This is a genomic window from Variovorax boronicumulans NBRC 103145, assembly GCF_001591345.1.
In the GTDB taxonomy this organism is placed as follows: Bacteria; Pseudomonadota; Gammaproteobacteria; order Burkholderiales; family Burkholderiaceae_C; genus Variovorax; species Variovorax boronicumulans.
This window is the reverse complement of record NZ_BCUS01000017.1, coordinates 1-21,234: the sequence shown is the minus strand read 5'-3', so window position 1 is coordinate 21,234 and position 21,234 is coordinate 1. Positions and strand designations below refer to the sequence as shown.

The following is a 21,234-nucleotide window of genomic DNA, read 5'->3' as shown; positions in this document are numbered from 1 at the left end:
GACCCGAAGGAAGACCCACACCCATGTCCGGCAAACACGACACCCCCATGAATTCCCGTCGCAACTTCCTCACCAGCACCGCCACCACCGGTGCCGCCGCGCTCGCACTCTCGGCCTTTCCGCCGGCCATCCGCCGCGCCCTCGCCATTCCGGCCAACAACAAGACCGGCACCATCAAGGACGTCGAGCACATCGTCATCCTGATGCAGGAGAACCGCTCGTTCGACCACTACTTCGGCACGCTCATGGGCGTGCGCGGCTTCGGTGACCGCTTCACCATTCCGCTGCCCAAGGGCCTGAACGTCTGGCAGCAGAGCGATGCCACCGGCAAGCCCGTGCTGCCCTACCACCTGGACAGCCGCAAGGGGAACGCGCAGCGCGTGAGCGGCACGCCGCACTCGTGGATCGACGGCCAGAACGCCTGGGACGGCGGACGCACCTACCAGTGGCCGCGCTACAAGAACAACGTCTCGATGGGCTATTTCAAGGAAGCCGAGCTGCCGCTGCAGTTCGCGCTGGCCAATGCCTTCACGCTGTGCGACGACTACCACTGCAGCATGCACACGGGCACCAACTCGAACCGCATGTTCCACTGGACCGGCACCAACGGCCCGACCGGCGCGGGCGTGGCCACCGTGAACAACGAGTGGGACGAGATCGGCCCCTCCACCCTCGGCTACGAATGGAAGACGTACCCCGAGCGGCTGCAGGAAGCCAAGGTGAGCTGGATCACCTACCAGAACATGCCCGAGAACTACGGCGACAACCCGCTCGCGGGCTTCAAGCAGTACCGCAAGGCGAACGAGGCCTCGGGCAAGCCGGTGAGCAACGGCGGCGTTTCGCCGGCCTACGACCCGGCGAGCGACGATGCCGGCAACCCGCTGTACAAGGGCATCGCCAACACCATGCCCGACGGCGGCTTCCTCGAGCAATTCCGCCAGGACATCAAGAACGGCAAGCTGCCCCAGGTGTCGTGGATCGTGGCACCCGCCACCTACTCCGAGCACCCCGGCCCGTCGAGCCCGGTGCAGGGCGGCTGGTACATCCAGGAAACGCTCGATGCGCTCACCGCCGTGCCCGAGGTGTGGAGCAAGACCGTGCTGCTCATCAACTTCGACGAGAACGACGGCTACTTCGACCACTACCCCTCGCCGGCCGCGCCTTCGCTCAACGCCGACGGCTCAATGGCCGGCAAGACCACGCTGCCCGAGGCCGACCTCGCGGTCGAGCGCTTCACGCACCCGAGCCCGCCCGGCACCAGCAGCCAGCCCGCGCCCGACGGCCGTGTGTACGGCCCCGGCGTGCGCGTGCCGATGTACGTGGTGTCGCCCTGGAGCCGCGGCGGCTGGGTGAACTCGCAGGCTTTCGACCACACCTCGGTGATCCGCTTCATCGAGGCGCGTTTCGGCGTCAAGGAGCCCAACATCTCGCCGTTTCGCCGCGCGGTGTGCGGCGACCTCACGAGCGCCTTCAACTTCGCCACGCCGAACAGCGAGACGTTGCCGACGCTGGCAGGACGCACCACCAAGGCCAACGCCGACAAGCTGCGCGCCGACCAGCAGGCGCTGGCCCAGGTGCCGCTGCCGCTCGATCCGCAGCTGCCGCGCCAGGCCACCGGCACACGCCCCTCGCGCGCACTGCCGTACGAACTGCACACGAGCGCGCGCACCGACACAGTGACCGGCAAGGTCCAGCTGCTGTTCTCCAACACTGGCAAGGCCGCCGCCGTGTTCCATGTGTACGACAAGCTCAACCTCGATCGCCTGCCGCGCCGCTACATGGTCGAGCCGGGCAAGACGCTCGACGACGCATGGACCGTGGCCACCGACAACATGGGTGCCTACGACCTGTGGGTGCTCGGCCCCAACGGCTACCACCGCCATTTCAAGGGCGACCTGAACAACCTGCGCCAGGGCAGCGCGCCGAAGAACCCCGAGGTGCGCGTGTGCTACGACATCGCCAACGGCAATGTCTACCTACAGATGCTCAACGGCGGCCAGACGCCCTGCAAGTTCACGGTGCGCGCCAAGGCCTACCGCGACGACGGCCCGTGGACGGCCACCGTCGCCGCCGGCGCCAAGGCCGAGCAGCACTGGGAGCTGGCCGCCAGCGGCCAGTGGTACGACTTCGCCGTCACCTGCGATGCCGACCCGAGCTTCTACCGCCGCTTCGCCGGTCGCGTGGAAACCGGCAAGCACACGGTGAGCGACCCAGCCATGGGCATGGGCGACCTCTGACGCACACCATGACCTCCCGTCGCAACTTTCTCACCGGCACTGCCACCACCGGTGCCGCCGCGCTCGCGCTCTCGGCCTTTCCGCCGAGCATCCGCCGTGCGCTCGCCATTCCGGCCCACAACAAGACCGGCACCATCAAGGACGTCGAGCACATCGTCATCCTGATGCAGGAGAACCGGTCGTTCGACCACTACTTCGGCATGCTCAAGGGCGTGCGCGGTTTCGGCGACCGCTTCGGCATTCCGCTGCCCGGCGGGCGCAGCGTGTGGCAGCAGGCCGACGCCAACGGCAAGCTGCTCATGCCCTACCACCTGGACCAGAGCAAGGGCAACGCGCAGCGCGTGAGCGGCACGCCGCACTCGTGGGTCGACAGCCAGAACGCCTGGGACGGTGGCCGCCTCTCGCAATGGCCGCGCTACAAGACCAATGCGGCGATGGGCTACTTCAAGGAGGCCGAAGTCCCGTTCCAGTTCTCGCTGGCCAACGCCTTCACGCTGTGCGACAGCTACCACTGCGCCATGCACACGGGCACCGACGCCAACCGGTCCTTCCACCTGACCGGCACCAACGGCGCGACCGCGCAGGGCGTGGCCTACGTCAACAACGAATGGGACTGGCTCGACGGACGCGCCGCCGCGGTGAACACCGGCTACACGTGGAAGACATACGCCGAGCGCCTGGAAGATGCCGGCGTGAGCTGGATCTGCTACCAGAACATGCCCGACGAGTGGGGCGACAACATGCTCGGCGCCTTCCGCCAGTTCCGGCGCGCCAACCGCGCGTCGGCCTACCCCGTGTCCAGCGGCGACCCCAACGCACCCTACTCCGACAGCGGTCAGGCGGTGCCCTACCACGCCTACGACCCGGTCAGCGATAACCCGGGCAACCCGCTGTACAAGGGCATCGCCAACACCCTGCCGGGCACCCAGCCCGAGGAGTACCTGGACGCCTTCCGGCGCGACATCAAGGCCGGGCGCCTGCCGCAGGTGAGCTGGATCAACGCACCGTCGATCTACTGCGAGCACCCCGGCCCGTCGAGCCCCGTGCAGGGCGCGTGGTTCCTGCAGGAGATCCTGGACGCACTCACCGCCGTGCCCGAGGTCTGGAGCAAGACCGTGCTGCTGGTCAATTTCGACGAGAACGACGGTTACTTCGACCACGTGCCCTCGCCGTCGGCGCCATCGCTCAACGCCGACAAGACGCCGGCCGGCAAGACCACGCTCGCCGCCGACGACCTGAAGGCCGAGTACTTCACGCAGCCGGCACCCGAAGGCAGCAGCTCGCAACCCGCGCCCGACGGCCGCGTGTTCGGCCCCGGCCCGCGCGTGCCGATGTACGTGATCTCTCCGTGGAGCCGCGGTGGCTGGGTGAACTCTCAGGTGTTCGACCACACCTCGGTGCTGCGCTTCATCGAGGCACGCTTCGGCGTCAAGGAGCCCCACATCTCGCCGTTCCGTCGCGCGGTGTGCGGTGACCTGACGAGCGCCTTCAACTTCGCCACGCCGAACGGCGAGACGCTGCCGACGCTGACGGGTCGCACGACCCGCACCGACGCCGACACGCTGCGCAAGACGCAGGAGTTCGAGGCCGACGGCAAGACGAAGCGGCCGCAGGTTCCGCTGCCGACCGACCCGCAGCTGCCGAGCCAGCCCACCGGCACGCGCCCCTCGCGCGCGCTGCCCTATGAGCTGCACACGAGCGCGCGCGCCGATGCCGCCGGTGGCAAGGTCCAGCTGCTGTTCTCCAACACGGGCAAGGCCGCGGCCGTGTTCCATGTCTACGACAAGAAGAACCTCGACCGCCTGCCGCGTCGCTACATGGTCGAGCCGGGCAAGCTGCTGGACGACACCTGGGACCTTGCGGGCAGCAGTGCAACCGCCTACGACCTCTGGGTGCTCGGCCCCAACGGCTACCACCGCCACTTCAAGGGCGACCTGAACAGCCTGCGCGCCGGCGGTGCGGCCGTGCCAGAGGTGCGTGTCTGCTACGACATCACGAACGGCAACGTCTACCTGGAAATGCGCAACGACGGCAAGAACGCCTGCAAGTTCACGATGCACGCCAAGGCTTACCGCAACGACGGCCCCTGGACCGCGACCGTGGCCGGCGGCGCCAAGACCGAGCAGCACTGGGAACTCGCCGCCAGCGGCCAGTGGTACGACTTCGCCGTCACCTGCGACAGCGACCCGGCCTTCTACCGCCGCTTCGCCGGCCGCGTGGAAACCGGCAAGCACACGGTCAGCGATCCGGCCATGGGCTTGCCCGACCTCTGAAGACGTAGGCATGATCCCCCCGCGCCCGCCAGCGGCGCGGGGGAATTCATGCACGCCAAGGTCATTCGGTACTTCGTCGAGGTGGTTCGCGCGGGCTCGATCCGCAAGGCGGCCGAGCAGTTGCACGTGGTGCCCACGGCCGTCAACCGCCAGATCCTCAACCTCGAGGAAGAACTGGGCGCACCGCTGTTCGAGCGCATCCACAACACGCTCAAGCTCACGCCCGTGGGCGAGATCGTGCTGGCGCATGCGCGCGGCACGCTGCGCGAGTTCGACCTCGTGCGCCAGCGCATCGAGGACGTGCGCGGCCTGCGCCAGGGCGAGGTCACGCTGGCCACCACGGCCGGCCTGGCCGACGCCTTCCTGCCGGCCGTGGTGCAGCGCTTTCGCGCCGCGCACCCCGGCATCCAGCTCAAGCTGCTGGGCCTGCCCATCGCGGCCGTGCTGCGCAGCGTGGCCGAAGGCGATGCCGACCTGGCGCTGGCCTACGACGTGCCCGGCACGGCCGGCTTTCGCACGCTGTTCAGCAGCGAATGGCCGATCGGCGCGGTGGTGCCGCCGGGCCATCCGCTCACGGCGCATGCGACCGCGCTGCTGGCGGAGTGCGTGGGCTATCCGCTGATCCTGCCCGCGCCCTCGCTGTCGATCCGACCGATCCTCGACGCCGCGTTCGAGCGCTCGGCCATCCGCGTGTCGCCGGTGGTCGAGACCACGTCCACCGCGCTGATGCGCCGGCTGGTACGCGACGGCGGCGGCATCACGCTGCTCAACCGTCTGGACGTGGACGAGGAGCGCAACGACGGCAGCCTGGTCTTCGTGCCGCTGCGCGACACCACGCTGCGCGCGCAGACGCTCACGCTCGAGACCCGCGCCGCCCAGGCACCGAGCGCGACGGCCGAACTGTTCGCGAACCATGTCGTGGCCTGCCTGGACGACCTGCTGGCGCCCTGAAATTCTCCCTTCGATGACCGTCCACTTTTTGTGCACAGGGCGCGTCATTTATTGACTTTGCATGTGCAAAGACATCGCTCCTAGACTGCCGCGCCGGTTCATCGGCAGGAAAGGTTCCCATGTTCTCGAACGATAAAAAGACCCCCGCAGGAGACGGCGAAGGGGTCGACCAGAAGCTTCCGCTCGCCCGTTGCGGCGCATTGAGCCTGCAGCACGTGCTCGTGATGTACGCGGGCACGGTGGCCGTGCCGCTCATCGTGGGCGGTGCGCTCGGCCTCTCGAAGGCCGACATCGCCTTCCTCATCAACGCCGACCTGTTCGCCGCCGGCATCGCCACGCTGGTGCAGGCCATCGGCTTCTGGCGCTTCGGCATCCGCATGCCGGTGATGATGGGCGTGACCTTCGCGGCCGTCGGGCCGATGATCGCCATCGGCATGGACCCCTCGCTCGGCCTGCCCGCGATCTACGGCGCGACCATCGTGGCGGGCGTGTTCGGCATGCTCGTCGCGCCGCTCATGGGGCGCGTGCTGGGCGTATTTCCGCCGCTGGTCACGGGCACGGTCATCACGCTGATCGGCGTGTCGCTCATGGGCGTGGCCATCAACTGGGCGGCCGGCGGCCAGCCCACCGCGACCCGCATGGTCGACGGCGTGGCGCACGCGGTGGCCAACCCGGCCTACGGCGAGCCGGTGAACCTGACGATTGCCGCGGCCGTGCTGGCGGTGATCATCGCGATCACGCGCTTCGGCCGGGGCCTCATCGCCAACATCGCGGTGCTGCTGGGCATCGTGTTCGGCGTGGGCCTGTCGCTGGCGCTCGGGCGCATGCACTTCGACGGGCTCGAGGAAGCCAGCTGGATGGCCGTGACCACGCCCTTCCACTTCGGCCTGCCGCGCTTCGAGCTCACGGCCATCGCCTCGATGTGCATCGTGATGCTCATCACGCTGGTCGAATCGACCGGCATGTTCCTCGCGCTGGGCGAGATCACCGGCCGCAAGGTGACGACCGACGCGCTCACGCGCGGGCTGCGCGCCGACGGGCTGGGCACGGTCATCGGCGGCGTGTTCAACACCTTTCCGTACACCTCGTTCTCGCAGAACGTGGGGCTGGTCACGGTGACGGGCGTGCGCTCGCGCTACGTGGCGGCGGGCGGTGGCCTGATGCTGATCGCGCTCGCGCTCTTTCCGAAGATCGCGCACATCGTGGCCTCGGTGCCGCAGTTCGTGCTCGGCGGCGCGGGCATCGTGATGTTCGGCATGGTGGCCGCCACGGGCGTGCGCATCCTGGGCGCAATCGACTATGCGCACAACCGCCATGCGCTGTATGTGATCGCCATCTCCATCGGGCTCGGATTGATCCCCACGCTGTCGCCCAACTTCTTCCAGCACTTCCCTGCCTGGACCCATCCGCTGACGCACAGCGGCATCGTGCTGGGCACGCTGGCCGCGGTGCTGCTCAATCTTTTCTACAACGGCGTGCTGTCGAAGGAACGTTCCTTCGCGATGGCGGCGCGCACTTCGCACGGTACCGAATGACCTTCCAGAACCCCTCGTCCTCTTCGCCGCAGCGCCCGCCGCTGCTGATCGTCCGGCACGCCGACGTGCTCGTCACCATGGACGCCGCCCGGCGCGAGATCGCCGACGGCGCCGTGGTGATGGACGGCCCCGCCGTCGCCTGGGTGGGCGCCACGGCCGAGCTGCCGGCGCCCTACCTCGACGCGCTGCGCAGCGGCCAGGCCGAGGCCATCGACATGCACGGCCACGTCGTGATGCCAGGGCTGGTGAACACGCACCACCACATGTACCAGAGCCTCACGCGCGCCGTGCCCGAGGCGCAGGACGCCGAGCTCTTCGGCTGGCTCACCAACCTGTACCTGCTGTGGGCGCGGCTCACGCCCGAGATGATCCGCGTGTCGACGCAGACCGCCATGGCCGAGCTCATGCGCTCGGGCTGCACCACCACCAGCGACCACCTCTATCTGTTCCCCAACGGCTCGCGGCTCGACGACTCGATCGAGGCCGCCGACGCCATGGGCATGCGCTTCCACGCGGCGCGCGGCAGCATGAGCGTGGGCCGCAGCGCCGGCGGCCTGCCGCCCGACGAGGTGGTGGAGACCGAGGCCGCGATCCTGCGCGACAGCGAACGCCTCATCGACCGCTGGCACAACCCCGCGCGCCATTCGATGCGCCGCATCGTGCTGGCGCCCTGCTCGCCGTTCTCGGTGTCGCGCGACCTGATGCGGCTGTCGGCCGAGCTGGCGCGCGAACGCGGCGTGTCGCTGCACACGCACCTGGCCGAGAACGACAACGACGTGGCCTACTCGCGCGAGAAGTTCGGCATGACGCCGGCCGAGTACGCCGAAGACCTGGGCTGGGTCGGCCATGACGTGTGGCACGCGCACTGCGTGAAGCTGGACGACGCCGGCATCGCGCTCTTCGGGCGCACCGGCACCGGCGTGGCGCACTGCCCGTGCTCGAACATGCGGCTGGCCTCGGGCATCGCGCCCATCGGGGCGATGCGGCGCGCAGGCGTGCCCGTGGGCCTGGGTGTGGACGGCAGCGCGTCGAACGACGGCGCGCACATGCTGGGCGAGGCGCGCCAGGCCATGCTGCTGCAGCGCGTGGGCTACGGCCCCGCCGCCATGACGGCGCGCGAGGCGCTGGAGATTGCCACGCTCGGCGGCGCCCGCGTGCTCGGGCGCGACGACATCGGCGCGCTGGCGCCGGGCATGTCGGCCGACCTCGTGGCCTTCGACATGCGCGGCGTGGACCACGCGGGCGCCTGGCACGACCCGGTGGCGGCGCTGGTGTTCTGCACGCCGGTGGCGGCCGCGCTGAGCGTGATCGACGGCGTGGTCCGCATCCGCGACGGGCGCTTCACGGACTTCGAGCTGGCGCCGTTGCTGGCCACACACCGCGAGCTGGCGCGCACGCTGTACGACAGCGCGCGGCATCCGCACACCGCCTGAAAAAGCGGTGCGCCGTGCGCGTCAGCGGCGCATCGTGTCCAGTTGCGTGACCGGCGCGGCGTTGTTGCCCCACGACCCGCGGATGTAGGTGAGCACCTCGGCCACCTCGGTGGCGTCGAGCGCGTGCCCGAACGGCGGCATGCCGTAAGGGCGCGGGTTGCCGGCCGTCGCGGGCAGGAAGCCGCCGTGCGCGACCACCTGGATCAGGTTGGTGGGCCGCGCCATCGTCACCGCGCGGTTGCCGGCGAGCGGCGGGTAGGCGCCGGCCGCGCCCTGGCCCTGGTCGCCGTGGCAGTAGGCGCAGCGCTGGTCGTAGATCTTCGCGCCGCGCACCATGGCGCCGGCGTCGCGCCGCACCGGCGCGGCCGGGGCCTTCTGGGCTGCGGGCGCATCCTGCTTCACGGCCTCGGGCAGGTCCTTCAGATAGATCGCCATCGCGCCCAGGTCGGCATCGCTCAGGTACTGGGTGCTGCGGAACACGACGTCGGCCATCGGGCCCATCACCGAGCCGCGCGGGGCGGTGCCGCTCTTGAGCAGCGCCACGACGTCGGCCGCGGGCCAGTCGGCCACGCCGGCTTCGTGCGGATCGGCCAGCGAGGGCGCGTACCAGTTCTCCACCGCGATGAGGCCACCCGAGAGCCCGAGCTTGGTTTCGGTCGCGCCCAGCGAGTTGCGGCTGCCGTGGCAGGCGATGCAGTGGCCCAGCCCGCCGACCAGGTAAGCGCCGCGGTTCCATTCGGCCGGCTTGTTCGCGTTCGCCACGAAGGGCTGCGGCTTGAACGAGAGCGCGCGCCACACCGCGAGCGCGGCCTGCGTGTCGTACGGGAAGCGCAGCCGGTGCGCCTTGTTTTCCGTGTCGGCGGGCGCGACGCTGCGCAGGTAGGCGTACAGGGCGTCGGAGTCTTCGCGCGTGACCTGCGTGAAGTTCGGGTACGGGAAGGCCGGGTACAGCAGGCGCCCGTCCTTGCTGCGGCCGTTGTGCATGGCGCGCCAGAAATGCGCGCTGCTCCAGCCGCCGATGCCGTGCGTCGCATCGGGCGTGAGGTTGGTCGCGTAGATGGTGCCGAACGGCGTTTCGAGCGGCACGCCGCCCGCATAGGGCTGGCCGCCGCGCGTGGTGTGGCAGCCGGCGCAGTTGCCCGCCAGCGCGAGGTAGCGCCCGCGCTCGATCAGTTGCGGCGTGGCTTCGAAGGCTTCGGCGCCTTCGGGCAGCGGGTCTTCGCCGCGCAGGTTCAGCGCCCGCACGACGCCGGCCAACACGGCCGCCAGGGTGACCAGGCCCAGCAGGGCCCAGCCGAAATGTCTCAGTCGCGCGGTCATCGGGTTCTCAAGGTTTCGCTGCGGTCGGCATGCCGCCGCAGGTCACGGGCAGCGGCGCGGGCAGCGAGGCCGCCGGGCGGGTGTCGGCCGGCATCGGCTGCACGGCCAGCCAGCTGGCCACGGCGTTGATGTCGGCGGTGGTCATGCGCTGGCCGATCTGCGCCATGCAGTCGGGCGCGGGCGCGTGGCGCTCCTTGGTGAGCCAGGCGCCGAGCTGCGACGACACATACAGCCGCGGCAGGCCCAGCAGGCCCGGAATGGCCGGCTGCACGCCCGTGAGCGCGGCGCCGTGGCACTGCACGCAGGCCGGGATCTGGCGCGCGGCGTCGCCTTCGAGCGCCAGCTGGCGGCCGCGCCGCAACTGCTCGGGCGAGGCGTCGCTCTGCGGCGAGACCGCCGCGTACGGCAGCGACAGGTTGGCGAAGTACTCGGCCATCTCGCGCAGGTAGTCGTCCGACAGGTGCTGGACCATGTAGGTCATGTCGCTGTTGAAGCGGCGCCCGTCGCGAAAACTCACGAGCTGGTTGAACAGGTAGCCCGCCGGCTTGCCCGCCAGGCGCGGGAAGAAGCCGGCATTGGTGGTCGCGCCCTCGCGCCCGTGACAGGCGATGCAGGCGGCCACGCGCTGCTCGATGGTGTCGGGCACGGTGGTGGTGGCAGCCTGCGCCGCAACCGGGGCAAGCGGCAACAGCAGCGCCAGGGCCAGCGCTGCCCGTTGGAGCAAGGCCTTCATCACGTGCCTGCCGCGAAATGCGCCAGGGCCAGCAGGCCCGCGATCAGCAGCAGGGCCATGCACAGCCCCACGCCGATCAGCGGCAGGATGCCCAGCTGGGCGGTCCGCTTGTCGGCGTCGGCCCGGCGGCCGCCCAGCCCGATGAAGCTCCAGAGTACGGCGCGCACCGCGCGCATCAGATTGAACATGGGTCCACTATCGCGCAAACGGGTCAAAAAAAACAGATGCAGATCCAGCTCGATTCACCATATCAGATTAGAGTCCCCGCGAATGACAACGGCCCACCGATGAAGCGTTATGAAGCCCTGGCCTCGGACATCGAGGCCTCGATCCGCAACGGCACCCTCAAGACCGGCGATCGCCTGCCCTCCGTGCGCCACACGGGCAGCAGCCGCGGCGTGAGCGCCTCCACCGTGTTCCAAGCCTACTACCTGCTGGAGGCGCGCGGGCTGGTGCGCGCGCGCGACCGCTCGGGCTACTACGTGGCCGGCGGCGGCCTGCGCGACGCGCCGCCCGAGACCACCCTCACCTCGCGCCCCGCCGAAGGCCCGCGCGCGCTCGAGGTGAGCGACCAGGTGTTCGACATCCTCGAAGCCAGCATGTCGCGCCAGGTCGTGCCCTTCGGCTCGGCCTTTCCGAGCCCGCTGCTGTTTCCGCTGGCGCGGCTGGGCCAGTTCATGGCGGCCAGCGCCAAGTCGCTCGACCCGTGGCGCACCGTGGACGACCTCACGCCCGGCAGCGCGGCCCTGCGCCGGCAGATCGCGCTGCGCTACCTGGCCGACGGCCTGCCCGTGCCGGCCGAGGAGATCGTGGTCACCAACGGCGCGCTCGAGGCGCTCAACCTGTGCCTCTCGGCCGTCACACGGCCGGGCGACGCGGTGATCGTCGAGTCGCCCACCTTCTATGCCGCGCTGCAGGCGCTCGAGCGCATGGGCCTGCGCGCCATCGAGGTGCCCACGCACCCGGGCGAAGGCATCGACCTCGACGCGCTGGCGCAGGCCATCGCCGCGCACAAGCCGACCGCCTGCTGGCTCATGACCACCTTCCAGAACCCGCTGGGCAGCCTCATGCCCGACGCGAAGAAGAAGGCGCTGGTCGAACTGCTCGCGCGGCACGAGCTGCCGCTCATCGAGGACGACGTGTACGCCGAGCTCTACTTCGGCGAGCGCCGCCCGCCGCCGGCCAAGGCCTTCGACACGCAGGGGCTGGTGCTGCACTGCTCGTCGTTCTCGAAAAGCCTCGCGCCCGGCTACCGCATCGGCTGGGCCTCGGCCGGACGCTTCGCGCGCAAGGTGGCGCGCCAGAAGCTCACGACCACGCTCAGCACCTCGGTGCCCGCGCAGCTGGCGCTGGCCGACTACCTCGAGAAAGGCGGCTTCGACAAGCACCTGCGCAAGCTGCGCCAGACGCTGGCGATGCAGCAGGCCAGCTTCGCGCAGGCCGTGGGCCATTACTTTCCGGCGGGCACGCGCGCCACGCGGCCGCTGGGCGGGTACTTCCTCTGGGTCGAGTTGCCGGCGCAGGTGGATGCGCTGGAGATCCATCGCCAGGCGCTGGAGCGCGGCATCAGCGTGGCGCCGGGTCCGATCTTCTCGGCCACGCGCGCGTTCGCCAACTGCCTGCGGCTGAACTACGGCCACGCGTGGGACGCGCACAGCGAGCAGGCGCTGCAGACGCTCGGGCGGCTGGTGGCAGAAGCAAGCTGAAACGACAACGCCCGCCGAAGGGGCGGGCGTTGTCCGGGCATGTCGACCTACTCTTGCGGTTCCAGCGCCACCGTCGCCGGCGCCCCGCTCTTCTTGCGCGCCTGCAGCACGAACGCCACCAGCTGCCACACCACGAAGATCGCGATCAGCCCCAGCAGCGTGCCGCTGATGGGCCGCGAGACGAAGGTGCCGAAGCCGCCGCGGCTGAGCAGCATCGCGCGGCGGAAGTTCTCCTCGAGCATCGGCCCGAGGATGAAGCCCAGCATGAGTGGCGCGGCGTCGAGCTCCAGCCGCATGAACATGTAGCCCATGAAGCCGAACGCGGCGGTGATGAACACGTCCTGCAGGTTGTTGTTCACGCTGTAGGTGCCGATGCAGCAGAAGAACAGGATCGACGGGAACAGCACGCTGTACGGGATCTTGAACACCGAGAGCCAGTAGCGCACCAGCGGCACGTTCAGCACCAGCAGGAACACGTTGCCGATCCACATGCTGGCCACCAGGCCCCAGAACAGCTCGGGGTGGCTGGCGATCATGTTCGGGCCCGGCTGGATGCCCTTGATGATGAAGGCCGCCAGCATCAGCGCCATGACTGCGTTCTCGGGAATGCCGATGCTCATGAGCGGAATGAAGCTCGTGCGCGCCGCCGCTTCGTCGGCTGCGGCCTGGCCGGCCACGCCTTCGATGCAGCCGGTGCCGATCTCGTGCTTGTACTTGCTGACCTTCTTGTCCAGCGCGTACGCCGCGAACTGCGCAATGGTCGGGCCGCCGCCGGGCAGGATGCCCAGGATGGAGCCGACCACGCTGCCGCGCAAGGCGCTCGGAATGATCCGCTTGAACTCCGCCCAGGTCGGAATGAGGTTGATCTTGCCGTTGAAGGGCGAGCGCTCCTCGCGCGAGTCGAGGTTCTTGGTGATCTCGGCGATGCCGAAGCAGCCCAGCGCAATGCTCACGATGCCCACGCCGTCGGTCAGGAACGGCATGTCCATCGTGAAGCGCGCCATGCCGCTGTTCACGTCGGTGCCGATGGTGCCCAGCAGCACGCCGATCATGCACATCGCCAGCCCGTTCAGCAGGCTGCCCGTGGTCACGAAGCTCACGCACACGAAGCCCACCAGCATCATCGCGACGTAGTCCGCCGGGCCGAACAGGAAGGCCACCTCGCCCAGCGTCGGCGCCAGGAACGACAGCACCAAAATCGCGACCGTGCCGCCGATGAAGCTGGAGAAGCCGGCCGTGAACAGCGCCAGGCCCGTCTGGCCCTTGAGCGTCATCGCGTAGCCGTCGATGCAGGCCACGATGCTGCTGGCATGCGGGATCTTCATCGTGATCGCGCTCACGCTGTCGCCGTACTGCGCACCGTAGTAGATGCCGGCCAGCATGATCAGCGCGCCGGTGGTGGGAATCGAATACGTCAGCGGCAGCAGCAGGCTGATGGTGGCCAGCGGCCCCAGGCCCGGCAGCAGGCCGACCAGCGTGCCCACCGTGCAGCCGATGGCGCAGTACATCAGGTTGTGGAGTGTCAGGGCGTGCGAGAAACCGAACGCCAGGTTGTTCAGAACTTCGGTCATGGTCGTGGCCTCAGAACAGCGGCAGGTTCAGGCCGAGCAGCTTCTGCAGCGCCAGCGCCATGGCGATCAGGCCCGCCGAGATCTTCACGTTGCGCAGCCACGAGTTGGAACTGCCCGCGAAGGCCGAACAGAACACCATGAAGACGATGCCCGCGATCATGTTCACGTACATCGAGATCAGCGCGAACCCGCACAGGCTCGACAGGATGAGTCCGATGTTCTTGAAGTTCAGGTCCAGCGTCACCGGCGCCACCACGAACGACCGGACCACGGTGGCCACGCCGATCAGCAGCAGCAGGCTGCTCACCATCACGGGGAACAGGCCCGGCCCCGCCCGGCTGAAGTCGCCGATGGGATAGCGCAGCGCGGTCAGGCCGAAGGCCAGCGCGATCGCCATGAGGAACAGACCTCTGACAAGGTTTCTATTTTTCATTCATACGCTCACGGAGTGTTGTGATTCGAATGCGCCCGCGACCGGAAAAACCGGTGCGGACGTGTCTCCGTCCGGAGGGAAGTTCCGGACGGATCGATGCTCTTTTTGCAAGCTGATCGGAATCTGACGCAGCCGCGAGGGGAACTACGTACCGGGCGCGAAGGCGGCGAACGCGCCCGGGTCACAATGCGCGGGGCCTCCTTTCGAAGGATTGCGGAACACCGATGAAGACACCACGCCACGCTCCCCGACACGCGCTCCTGGCGGGCGCTGCCACCGCCGCGCTGCTCGCCGCCTGCGCGGCACCACCGCCGCCGGCGCCCGGCGAATGGTCGCCGCAGCCCCCCAACCCGAACGCGCCCTATCCGGCCGAATCGCGGATGAACGGGGAGCAAGGCATGGTGCTGCTGCGCGTGCGCACCACGCCGGACGGCCTGCCGGCGAGCGTGGAGGTGAAGGAATCGAGCGGCCACGCACGGCTGGACCGCTCGGCCGTCGAGACCGTCCGCAAATGGCGCTTCAAGCCGACGCCGGATGACGGCACGGTGGTGTGGCGCGAGGTGCCGATCCGGTTCTTCATCACGTCGCCGCCGCAGCAGCCGACGATGAATTAGGAACGCCCGTCCGGACGCAAGACACGAGATGCCGCACGTGATTCAGATGACGCTCGACGATCGCTCGCTGGACATTTCGGCGCCGGGCCCATGGGCCCGTGCGCTCGAGCTGATGCAGTCGACCTCCCGGTTCGAGTTGTGGGTCTCCGTGCCCGACGGCCCGTCGCTGTGCATGCTGCGAAACGGCGAGAACGCCTGGCTGATGTACCTCCGAGAGCCGGGTGACAGCGGCTTCAGATCGTCGGGCGACCCACACCGGCCCGGCATGGGGGTCTTCACGTTGAGCAACGGACAGGTCGACGAGTACCCGCTCGCGTGGTGCATCGACGTCGCACACTGCCGCCAGGCCCTCGTCGATTTCCGCGACCGCAACGGCGCGCGGCCCGAATCGATCACGTGGTGCGAAAGCTAGGCGGCGCGATCTTTCGCGGCCTCAAGCCGCCACCGCCACCCCACCCCGCCGCATCCGGCTCACCCTGAACAGCAGGAACGCCGCGATGCTCACGTTCACCAGGTTCCATCCGATGCCGTTCAGGAAGGCCGCGTGGTAGCTGCCCGTCAGGTCGAACACCTTGCCCGACATCCAGCCGCCCAGCGCCATGCCGAACAGCGTGAACATCAGCACCGTGCCCACGCGCGCGCCGGCTTCCTTGGGCGGGAAGTGCTCGCGCACGATGATCGCGTACGAGGGCACGATGCCGCCCTGGAAGAGGCCGAACAGCGCCGAGATCACGTACAGCGGCACCAGCCCGTCGAAGGGCAGGAACAGCAGCAGCGCCACGCACTGCAGCACGCCGCCCAGCATCAGCGTGCGCAGCCCGCCGATGCGGTCGCAGATGGCGCCCGACACCAGCCGGCTCACGATGCCGAAGCCCAGCATCAGCGACAGCATCATCGCGCCCTGCGCCGGGCCGTAGCCCAGGTCGCCGCAGTAGGCCACGATGTGCACCTGTGGCATCGCCATCGCCACGCAGCAGGCCACGCCCGCCACGCACAGCAGACCCTGCGCCGTGCCCATGCTCAGGCCGAAGGGCCGTGTCATGTCGCGCACCAGGGTGCTGCCCGCCACCTGCGACACCGGCGCCACCTCGGCCAGTGCCGGTGGCCGCGCGCGGAAGAAGAGCGCCAGCAGCGCCATCGTCACGCCGCAGAAGATGCCCATGCCGATGTAGGTCTGGCGCCAGCCCACCTGCTCGACGAAGTGCTGCGCGATGGGCGGCCACACCGCACCCGCGAGGTAGTTGCCGCTGGCGCACACCGCCACCGCGATGCCGCGCCGCTTGACGAACCACAGCGAGGTGTCGGCCACCAGCGGCGCAAAGGCCACCGAGCTGCCGAGCAGGCCGACCAGCAGCGCCTGCGCGATGGTGAAGGACACGATGCCTTGCGACAGGCCCGTGGCGATGTAGCCGGCAGCCAGGAAGACCGAGCCCATCAGCAACGGCTTCATCACGCCGATGCGGTCGGCCAGCTTGCCCATGAGCACGCCGCCGAAACCGAAGCCCAGCATCAGCAGCGTGTAGGGCATGGAGGCATCGGCGCGCGCCACGCCGAACTCGGCCTGCACGGCGGGCAGCATGACCGACACCACGTACATGCCGCTGCTGCCGACCGTCATGACCAGCAGCGTGAGCGCCAGGCGCACCATGGCGTAGCGCGAGTCGGGCTGGTGGACGATGGGTGTCTCTGGTGTCGTCTTCATTCTTCTTGTCTCCACGCGTGCATCGGGTGGCGCACGTCGTGTGGCATTCTCGCGGAAGGCCGCGCCGCCTGCTGCGTGCGCCCTCGAGCACCCGACGCATGCCCATCACCTACAGACAAGCCATTCCCGAAGACACGCCCGCGTGCCTCGACCTGCGCGGCCGCACGCGAGAGAACGCCTTCTCGGTCGACGAACTCAAGGCGCTCGGCATCACCCTGGAGAGCTGGCAGGCCGGCATCGCCGACGGTTCCCTGCCCGGCTACGTCGCGCTCGTCGACGGCGAGCTGGCGGGCTATTGCTTCGGCGAGCGGGACACCGGCGAGATCGGCGTGCTGGCGCTGCTGCCTGCGTACGAAGGCCAGGGCATCGGCAAGGCGTTGCTCGCGCTGATGGTCGAGGAGTTCAAGGGGCTGGGCTTCCAGCGGCTCTTCCTGGGTTGCTCGCCCGATCCGCAGGTGCGCTCGCACGGGTTCTACCGGCACCTGGGCTGGAAGCCCACCGGCGAATTCGATGCAGCGGGCGATGAAGTGCTGGCGTACGTCCCGTCCTGAGACGTTCGCCGCGGCCGGTGCGCTGAACGCGCCGGCAGCCTCAGCCCACGAACGGCGCGGGCGCCATCACCACCACGACGCTCGACGACAAGAAGGCCTTCGGCATCGGAGTGCCGGGCTTGCGCTTGCCGTCGCAGGCCGCGGTCAGCAGGCCGAGACAGAGCAGAAGAACAAAGGCTGTGCTTCGCATGCGGCGCATGCTAAGCCCGCGAAGTGGCGCGTCAAGTCGGACGGCAGCGCCAGCCACCGTCGGTAAAACGAACTTTCTGCTTCAGCGCAAGAGGACTTCCGGGCGCTCGCCGGCCTGCAGGCGGCGCTCGATGTCTTCCAGCACGTTCGGCAGGTCGGCCACGCTGTCGATCACGTAGTGCGCGCCGGCGGCTTGCAGCTCGGCGGTGGCGCGGGCGCGGCGGACCTGCTGGCTGTCGGCGTCGAGCGCCTGCCACTCGGCCAGCGTCAGGCCGTTGACGTTGCCGCTGACCGACACGCCGACGGCCCAGGTGCCGGCGTTGAGGCCTTCCTGCAGGCCCACACCGGTGTCGTCGACCTTGACGACGGTGTGTGGCGGCCATACGCCGAGGTCGGCGAAGCAGCGGTACATCATGAGCGGCGACGGGCGGCCCGCCGCGAGGTCGCCCGCGCACACGAGGTTGTCGGGTTCATAGCCGCCGGCCGCGGCGATGGGCGTGACGACCTCCATGATCGGGCGGTTGTAGCCGGTGGTCGAACCGATCTTCAGGCCGCGCTCGCGCGCCGCGTTGACGGCCTCGATCGCGCCCGGAATGAAGTCGGTGTGGTCGCGCACGCTGGCCGCGTTCATGGGCGTGAACACCTCGTACAGGCGGTCGACGTCGGCGTCGCTGAAGGCATGGCCGTGCTTCGCCTCCCACTGCGCGGCGATGCGCGGCTGCGTGCCCAGGGCCTTGATGTGGTCCCACTTGGCCATGCCCATCGGGGCGCGCGCCTCGTCGATGGTGATGTCGATGCCGGACTGTGCGAACAGCTTCACGAAGGCGCCCATGGGCGCGCAGGAACCGAAGTCGAGGATGGTGCCGGCCCAGTCGAAGACGACGGCCTGCAGCCTGGCATGGGAGTGGGCGCTCATGGCGAGGGAAAAAGAAAAAGGATGAAGAAAAGGGGCGACGCTCACCACGCGTCGAACACGTCGGCGGCAATGCCGAAGCCTGTGCTCGCGCCGCTGCCGCTGGTGACCAGCACCACGCGCGTGGCGTCGTCGGGCGCGTCGATCACGCAAGGTGTGGTCTTCGACGACGGGTACACGCCGGTCCAGCGTTCGGTGACCTGCGCGGTCTCGAGGTCGAGCGTGCTGCGCAGGTGGCGCAGGATGAGCTGGTCGACCGCCTCGATGGCAAAGGGTTCGGGCGCATCGCCGTAGTGGTGCGAGTCGCCGACCACCAGCGAGCCGTCGGCGCTCTGCACGACGATGAGGTGGATGCCGTGGTCGAGCGAGGCGCGCTCTTCCTGCATCAGCCGCTCGCGCAGCGCCGCCGCTTCGGGCAAGCTGCTGTAGCCCTCGTAGCGCACCAGGCTCAGGTCGGTCATGACCGCGCCCGGCAGGCGAAAGCCCGCCTCGGGCTGCACGCGCAGCATCTGCAGGCGGCACAGCGTGAGGTCGTGCGCGGCGATGCGGCCGGCGAACAAGCCGTGCAATTCGGTGTTGGTGCAGACCACCACGCGCTCGCCGCGCAGGGTGCCGCGCGAGGTGCGCACGCGCGGGGTTTCGACCTCGTGCACGGTCTCGCCGAAGCGGAACACCACGCCGTACGCTTCGGCCAGCCAGCGCGCGAGCAGGCCGACGGCGGTGCGCGATTCGACGCGCAGCTCGTGCGGGCTGAACAGCACCGAGCGCGCCTGCGCAAGGTTGAGGCCGGGCGCGCGCTCCTGCGCGTCGGCGGCGTCGATGAGCGCGCAGGCCTCGGCCATCGGCGTGCGCAGGAAGGCTTCGAGCACGGCATGCGCCTCGGGACGGTAGGCCGCGAGCCAGAGGTGGCGGTGCACGATGTCGATGCCGGCCTGCGGCGCAACGGCCTGCCACACGTCGCGCGAATGCATGGCGCGGCGCCACATGTCGCCCGGCGCCTGACCGGTGACGGTGATGAAGCCGAAGTTGCGGATCGAGGCGCCCAGGCACGCGGCATCGCGCTCGACCACGCACACGCGCAGGCCGCGCTGTGCGGCGGTGTAGGCATGGGCCAGGCCGACGATGCCGGCGCCGACCACGATCACGTCGAAGCTGTCGACGGACATGCTGGGGTTCATCACCGTTGTCTCCAGGCTTGCGTGCGCTTCAGCGCCCAGTGCCCGGCCAGCGCGAACAGGCCGCGGCCGACGGCGGCCGTGAGCATGATGAGCGAGGCCATGGCGGCGGCGGGTGCCACGTCGCCGGCATCGTCCATGTTGAGCACGGCGATGGCGGCCAGCGTGGTCTGTGGCGAATAGAGGAACACGACGGCCGACACGGTGGTCATCGCATTGACGAAGAAGTAGCCGGCCACGTTGAGCACCGTGGGCAGCGCCACCGGCAGGTGCACGCGCCACAGCGTGCGCCAGAACGGCACGCCCATCGATTCGGACAGCAGCTCGTACTCGCGGTCGAGCTGGCGCAGCGCGGTGAGCGAGGTGAGGTGCGCCACCGAGAAGAAGTGCGCCACGGTGCAGATCACCAGGATCGCCATGCCGCCGTACAGGCCGTGCAGCGGGTTCGCCGCCGAGTTGAAGAAGAAGATGTAGCCCACGCCGAGCACGAGCCCCGGCACCGCGAGCGGCAGGTTGGCCAGCAGGTTCAGCAGCTCGCGCAGCAGGCCGAAGTGGCGCGGCTTCTCCACGAAGTAGGCCGACACGAAGGTGGCGAGCGCGCCCGCCACGGCCGCGCACAGCGCCAGGCGCAGCGAGTTGCCGTAGCTGCCCCAGCCGCCGCCGTCCATGTTGCTGAAGTCGTAGTTCTTCAACGAGGGCGTGAGCTTATAGGGCCAGTAGCTGGCGAGCGATGCGAACACGGCCATGCCGATCATCACGACGATGGCGATGGCGGTGAGCGTGCAGAACACGAGCAGTGCGCGGTCGCGCGATTTCACCGGCTCGGGCTGGTACGGCGTGGCGCGCGCCGACAGCGCCGCGGCCTGCTTGCGGCGCACGCGGCGCTCGACGAGGAACGACAGCACGGCCGAAATCAGCAGCACGAGGCCGACCACCGCGCCCATCTGGAAGTTCTGCTGGCCGACCACCTGCTTGTAGATGTCGGTCGCGAGCACGCCGGTCTGGCCGCCCACGACCTTGGGCACGCCGAAGTCGGTGATGACGAGCACGAACACGACCATCGCGGCCACGATGAGGCCGTATCGCGACGAGGGCAGCGTGACGGTGCGGAAGATGCGCCAGCGCGAGGCGCCCAGGGTCTGGGCGGCTTCGTACAGGCGCCCGTCCGAGGTGGCCATGGCTGTGGTGAGGATCAGCAGCGCATGCGGCAGCGTCCAGAACACCGAGCCGAGCACGATGCCCAGCGGGCCGTAGATCGACAGGTCGCCCAGCAGCCCCTTGAACAGACCCTGGTTGCCGAACAGGTAGATCAGGCTGATGGCCGGCAGCAGCGAGGGCGCCAGCAGCGGCATGAGCGCCACAGCGCGCAGCAGGCCCTTGGCCGGCATGCACGAGAGCGTGAGGCCGTAGGCGTACACGTAGGCGATGGCGGTGCACAGCACGGCGCTGATCACCGCGAGCAGCACGCTGTTGAAGGCCGACTGCACGAGCGCGGGGCTCTCGAGGTAGCGCGCGAAGTTGGTGAGGCCGACGAATGCGCCGGCGCGGTCGTAGAAGCTCTGGCCAACGAGCGCGCCGACGGGGAGCGCGACGATCACGACGAGCAGCAGCACGACCAGCAGCACGGCGGCGCCGGTGAGCCAGCGTTCGCGGTCGAAGTGATTCGAACGCGGGATCGCGATCGGGGCGAGGGCTTCGGAAGGGGTGCTCATGTTGTTGTTCTTTTGGTGTCGTTGTTCAGGGCGCGTGCACAGGCCACCGGGTACTTCCCTCCGCGAATGTCCCCCGGGCTTCGCCCTCCTCCTTGATTTCGCTGCGGGAAGCACCCGGTGTCCTGCGCACACCGAGCGCGGTCGTGGTGCGGGTCGATCAACCACCACACTGCGTCACGCTCACGC

Annotated in this window: 19 protein-coding genes; 9 read left to right on the top strand and 10 right to left on the bottom strand. The window is 69.2% G+C overall.

The window, feature by feature from the left end; genetic code table 11:
* Nucleotides 1-47: 47 nt before the first annotated feature.
* The 5 genes from VBO01S_RS07380 (at nucleotide 48) to VBO01S_RS07360 (ending at nucleotide 8,429) form a co-directional block, all read left to right on the top strand.
* On the top strand, nucleotides 48-2,237 hold the full coding sequence (locus VBO01S_RS07380) for a phosphocholine-specific phospholipase C (RefSeq protein WP_062472683.1): 2,190 nt from the start codon (nucleotides 48-50) through the stop codon (nucleotides 2,235-2,237).
* Nucleotides 2,238-2,245: 8 nt separating this feature from the next.
* Entirely contained in the window at nucleotides 2,246-4,510 is a 2,265-nt protein-coding gene (locus VBO01S_RS07375) for a phosphocholine-specific phospholipase C (RefSeq protein ID WP_062472605.1), read from the top strand.
* A gap of 48 nt (nucleotides 4,511-4,558) precedes the next feature.
* Entirely contained in the window at nucleotides 4,559-5,461 is a 903-nt protein-coding gene (locus tag VBO01S_RS07370; RefSeq protein WP_062472603.1) for a LysR substrate-binding domain-containing protein, read from the top strand.
* Between the two features lie 119 nt (nucleotides 5,462-5,580).
* Nucleotides 5,581-6,996, top strand: coding sequence for a nucleobase:cation symporter-2 family protein (locus VBO01S_RS07365; RefSeq protein WP_062472601.1), 1,416 nt, complete (start codon nucleotides 5,581-5,583; stop codon nucleotides 6,994-6,996).
* Nucleotides 6,993-8,429, top strand: a complete 1,437-nt coding sequence (locus tag VBO01S_RS07360) for an 8-oxoguanine deaminase (RefSeq protein ID WP_062472599.1) — start codon at nucleotides 6,993-6,995, stop codon at nucleotides 8,427-8,429. Before VBO01S_RS07365 ends, VBO01S_RS07360 begins: the two co-directional genes overlap by 4 nt.
* A gap of 21 nt (nucleotides 8,430-8,450) precedes the next feature.
* Here the strand turns inward: VBO01S_RS07360 and VBO01S_RS07355 are convergent, their stop codons facing one another.
* Genes VBO01S_RS07355 through VBO01S_RS07345 form a run of 3 tightly spaced genes read right to left on the bottom strand, consistent with a single transcriptional unit; the run spans nucleotide 8,451 to nucleotide 10,670 of the window.
* Entirely contained in the window at nucleotides 8,451-9,749 is a 1,299-nt protein-coding gene (locus VBO01S_RS07355; protein WP_062472597.1) for a c-type cytochrome, read from the bottom strand.
* Between the two features lie 7 nt (nucleotides 9,750-9,756).
* Nucleotides 9,757-10,482 (bottom strand): c-type cytochrome, encoded by a 726-nt coding sequence (locus VBO01S_RS07350; protein ID WP_062472595.1) that lies wholly within the window; start codon nucleotides 10,480-10,482, stop codon nucleotides 9,757-9,759.
* Nucleotides 10,482-10,670, bottom strand: a complete 189-nt coding sequence (locus tag VBO01S_RS07345) for a DUF2970 domain-containing protein (RefSeq protein ID WP_056573062.1) — start codon at nucleotides 10,668-10,670, stop codon at nucleotides 10,482-10,484. The genes VBO01S_RS07350 and VBO01S_RS07345 overlap by 1 nt, the downstream gene beginning before the upstream one ends.
* A gap of 99 nt (nucleotides 10,671-10,769) precedes the next feature.
* Between VBO01S_RS07345 and VBO01S_RS07340 the strand changes: the two genes are divergently transcribed.
* Nucleotides 10,770-12,188 carry an aminotransferase-like domain-containing protein gene (locus VBO01S_RS07340; RefSeq protein ID WP_062472593.1) on the top strand — a complete coding sequence of 473 codons (1,419 nt, stop codon included), beginning with the start codon at nucleotides 10,770-10,772 and terminating at the stop codon, nucleotides 12,186-12,188.
* A 47-nt stretch (nucleotides 12,189-12,235) separates the two neighbouring features.
* On the opposite strand, the gene VBO01S_RS07335 is transcribed toward VBO01S_RS07340, so the two are convergent.
* Complete coding sequence (locus VBO01S_RS07335) at nucleotides 12,236-13,759, bottom strand: tripartite tricarboxylate transporter permease (RefSeq protein WP_062472591.1); 1,524 nt, start codon at nucleotides 13,757-13,759, stop codon at nucleotides 12,236-12,238.
* A gap of 10 nt (nucleotides 13,760-13,769) precedes the next feature.
* Nucleotides 13,770-14,192 (bottom strand): tripartite tricarboxylate transporter TctB family protein, encoded by a 423-nt coding sequence (locus VBO01S_RS07330; protein WP_354345540.1) that lies wholly within the window; start codon nucleotides 14,190-14,192, stop codon nucleotides 13,770-13,772.
* 224 nt (nucleotides 14,193-14,416) lie between these two features.
* Here VBO01S_RS07330 and VBO01S_RS07325 point away from each other — a divergent pair, with 224 nt between their 5' ends.
* Both VBO01S_RS07325 and VBO01S_RS07320 read left to right on the top strand, forming a co-directional pair.
* Complete coding sequence (locus VBO01S_RS07325; RefSeq protein WP_062472587.1) at nucleotides 14,417-14,806, top strand: energy transducer TonB; 390 nt, start codon at nucleotides 14,417-14,419, stop codon at nucleotides 14,804-14,806.
* A gap of 46 nt (nucleotides 14,807-14,852) precedes the next feature.
* Nucleotides 14,853-15,218, top strand: coding sequence for an Imm1 family immunity protein (locus VBO01S_RS07320; RefSeq protein ID WP_218005384.1), 366 nt, complete (start codon nucleotides 14,853-14,855; stop codon nucleotides 15,216-15,218).
* A 21-nt stretch (nucleotides 15,219-15,239) separates the two neighbouring features.
* Here the strand turns inward: VBO01S_RS07320 and VBO01S_RS07315 are convergent, their stop codons facing one another.
* Nucleotides 15,240-16,508: an MFS transporter gene (locus VBO01S_RS07315; RefSeq protein ID WP_062472583.1), complete on the bottom strand. Its 1,269-nt coding sequence runs from the start codon at nucleotides 16,506-16,508 to the stop codon at nucleotides 15,240-15,242.
* Between the two features lie 98 nt (nucleotides 16,509-16,606).
* Between VBO01S_RS07315 and VBO01S_RS07310 the strand changes: the two genes are divergently transcribed.
* Nucleotides 16,607-17,059 carry a GNAT family N-acetyltransferase gene (locus VBO01S_RS07310; protein ID WP_062472581.1) on the top strand — a complete coding sequence of 151 codons (453 nt, stop codon included), beginning with the start codon at nucleotides 16,607-16,609 and terminating at the stop codon, nucleotides 17,057-17,059.
* Nucleotides 17,060-17,099: 40 nt separating this feature from the next.
* Here VBO01S_RS07310 and VBO01S_RS32640 read toward each other — a convergent pair whose 3' ends face one another.
* The 4 genes from VBO01S_RS32640 to VBO01S_RS07295 form a co-directional block, all read right to left on the bottom strand.
* Entirely contained in the window at nucleotides 17,100-17,249 is a 150-nt protein-coding gene (locus VBO01S_RS32640) for a hypothetical protein (RefSeq protein WP_169805033.1), read from the bottom strand.
* 81 nt (nucleotides 17,250-17,330) lie between these two features.
* Complete coding sequence (gene phnX, locus VBO01S_RS07305; RefSeq protein WP_062472579.1) at nucleotides 17,331-18,164, bottom strand: phosphonoacetaldehyde hydrolase; 834 nt, start codon at nucleotides 18,162-18,164, stop codon at nucleotides 17,331-17,333.
* Nucleotides 18,165-18,205: 41 nt separating this feature from the next.
* Nucleotides 18,206-19,339, bottom strand: coding sequence for a TIGR03364 family FAD-dependent oxidoreductase (locus VBO01S_RS07300; protein WP_255221074.1), 1,134 nt, complete (start codon nucleotides 19,337-19,339; stop codon nucleotides 18,206-18,208).
* Nucleotides 19,339-21,048, bottom strand: a complete 1,710-nt coding sequence (locus VBO01S_RS07295; RefSeq protein WP_062472577.1) for a putative 2-aminoethylphosphonate ABC transporter permease subunit — start codon at nucleotides 21,046-21,048, stop codon at nucleotides 19,339-19,341. The genes VBO01S_RS07300 and VBO01S_RS07295 overlap by 1 nt, the downstream gene beginning before the upstream one ends.
* Nucleotides 21,049-21,234: the final 186 nt, after the last annotated feature.

What these genes read in the sequence shown, in the direction of transcription:
- VBO01S_RS07300 (WP_255221074.1), bottom strand. Translation starts at nt 19,339, where the DNA reads ATGAACCCCAGCATGTCCGTCGACAGCTTCGACGTGATCGTGGTCGGC.
- VBO01S_RS07335 (WP_062472591.1), bottom strand. Translation starts at nt 13,759, where the DNA reads ATGACCGAAGTTCTGAACAACCTGGCGTTCGGTTTCTCGCACGCCCTG.
- VBO01S_RS07380 (WP_062472683.1), top strand. Translation starts at nt 48, where the DNA reads ATGAATTCCCGTCGCAACTTCCTCACCAGCACCGCCACCACCGGTGCC.
- VBO01S_RS07360 (WP_062472599.1), top strand. Translation starts at nt 6,993, where the DNA reads ATGACCTTCCAGAACCCCTCGTCCTCTTCGCCGCAGCGCCCGCCGCTG.
- VBO01S_RS32640 (WP_169805033.1), bottom strand. Translation starts at nt 17,249, where the DNA reads ATGCGAAGCACAGCCTTTGTTCTTCTGCTCTGTCTCGGCCTGCTGACC.
- VBO01S_RS07330 (WP_354345540.1), bottom strand. Translation starts at nt 14,192, where the DNA reads ATGAAAAATAGAAACCTTGTCAGAGGTCTGTTCCTCATGGCGATCGCG.
- VBO01S_RS07355 (WP_062472597.1), bottom strand. Translation starts at nt 9,749, where the DNA reads ATGACCGCGCGACTGAGACATTTCGGCTGGGCCCTGCTGGGCCTGGTC.
- phnX (WP_062472579.1), bottom strand. Translation starts at nt 18,164, where the DNA reads ATGAGCGCCCACTCCCATGCCAGGCTGCAGGCCGTCGTCTTCGACTGG.
- VBO01S_RS07345 (WP_056573062.1), bottom strand. Translation starts at nt 10,670, where the DNA reads ATGTTCAATCTGATGCGCGCGGTGCGCGCCGTACTCTGGAGCTTCATC.
- VBO01S_RS07370 (WP_062472603.1), top strand. Translation starts at nt 4,559, where the DNA reads ATGCACGCCAAGGTCATTCGGTACTTCGTCGAGGTGGTTCGCGCGGGC.
- VBO01S_RS07375 (WP_062472605.1), top strand. Translation starts at nt 2,246, where the DNA reads ATGACCTCCCGTCGCAACTTTCTCACCGGCACTGCCACCACCGGTGCC.
- VBO01S_RS07320 (WP_218005384.1), top strand. Translation starts at nt 14,853, where the DNA reads ATGACGCTCGACGATCGCTCGCTGGACATTTCGGCGCCGGGCCCATGG.
- VBO01S_RS07365 (WP_062472601.1), top strand. Translation starts at nt 5,581, where the DNA reads ATGTTCTCGAACGATAAAAAGACCCCCGCAGGAGACGGCGAAGGGGTC.
- VBO01S_RS07310 (WP_062472581.1), top strand. Translation starts at nt 16,607, where the DNA reads ATGCCCATCACCTACAGACAAGCCATTCCCGAAGACACGCCCGCGTGC.
- VBO01S_RS07325 (WP_062472587.1), top strand. Translation starts at nt 14,417, where the DNA reads ATGAAGACACCACGCCACGCTCCCCGACACGCGCTCCTGGCGGGCGCT.
- VBO01S_RS07295 (WP_062472577.1), bottom strand. Translation starts at nt 21,048, where the DNA reads ATGAGCACCCCTTCCGAAGCCCTCGCCCCGATCGCGATCCCGCGTTCG.
- VBO01S_RS07340 (WP_062472593.1), top strand. Translation starts at nt 10,770, where the DNA reads ATGAAGCGTTATGAAGCCCTGGCCTCGGACATCGAGGCCTCGATCCGC.
- VBO01S_RS07350 (WP_062472595.1), bottom strand. Translation starts at nt 10,482, where the DNA reads ATGAAGGCCTTGCTCCAACGGGCAGCGCTGGCCCTGGCGCTGCTGTTG.
- VBO01S_RS07315 (WP_062472583.1), bottom strand. Translation starts at nt 16,508, where the DNA reads ATGAAGACGACACCAGAGACACCCATCGTCCACCAGCCCGACTCGCGC.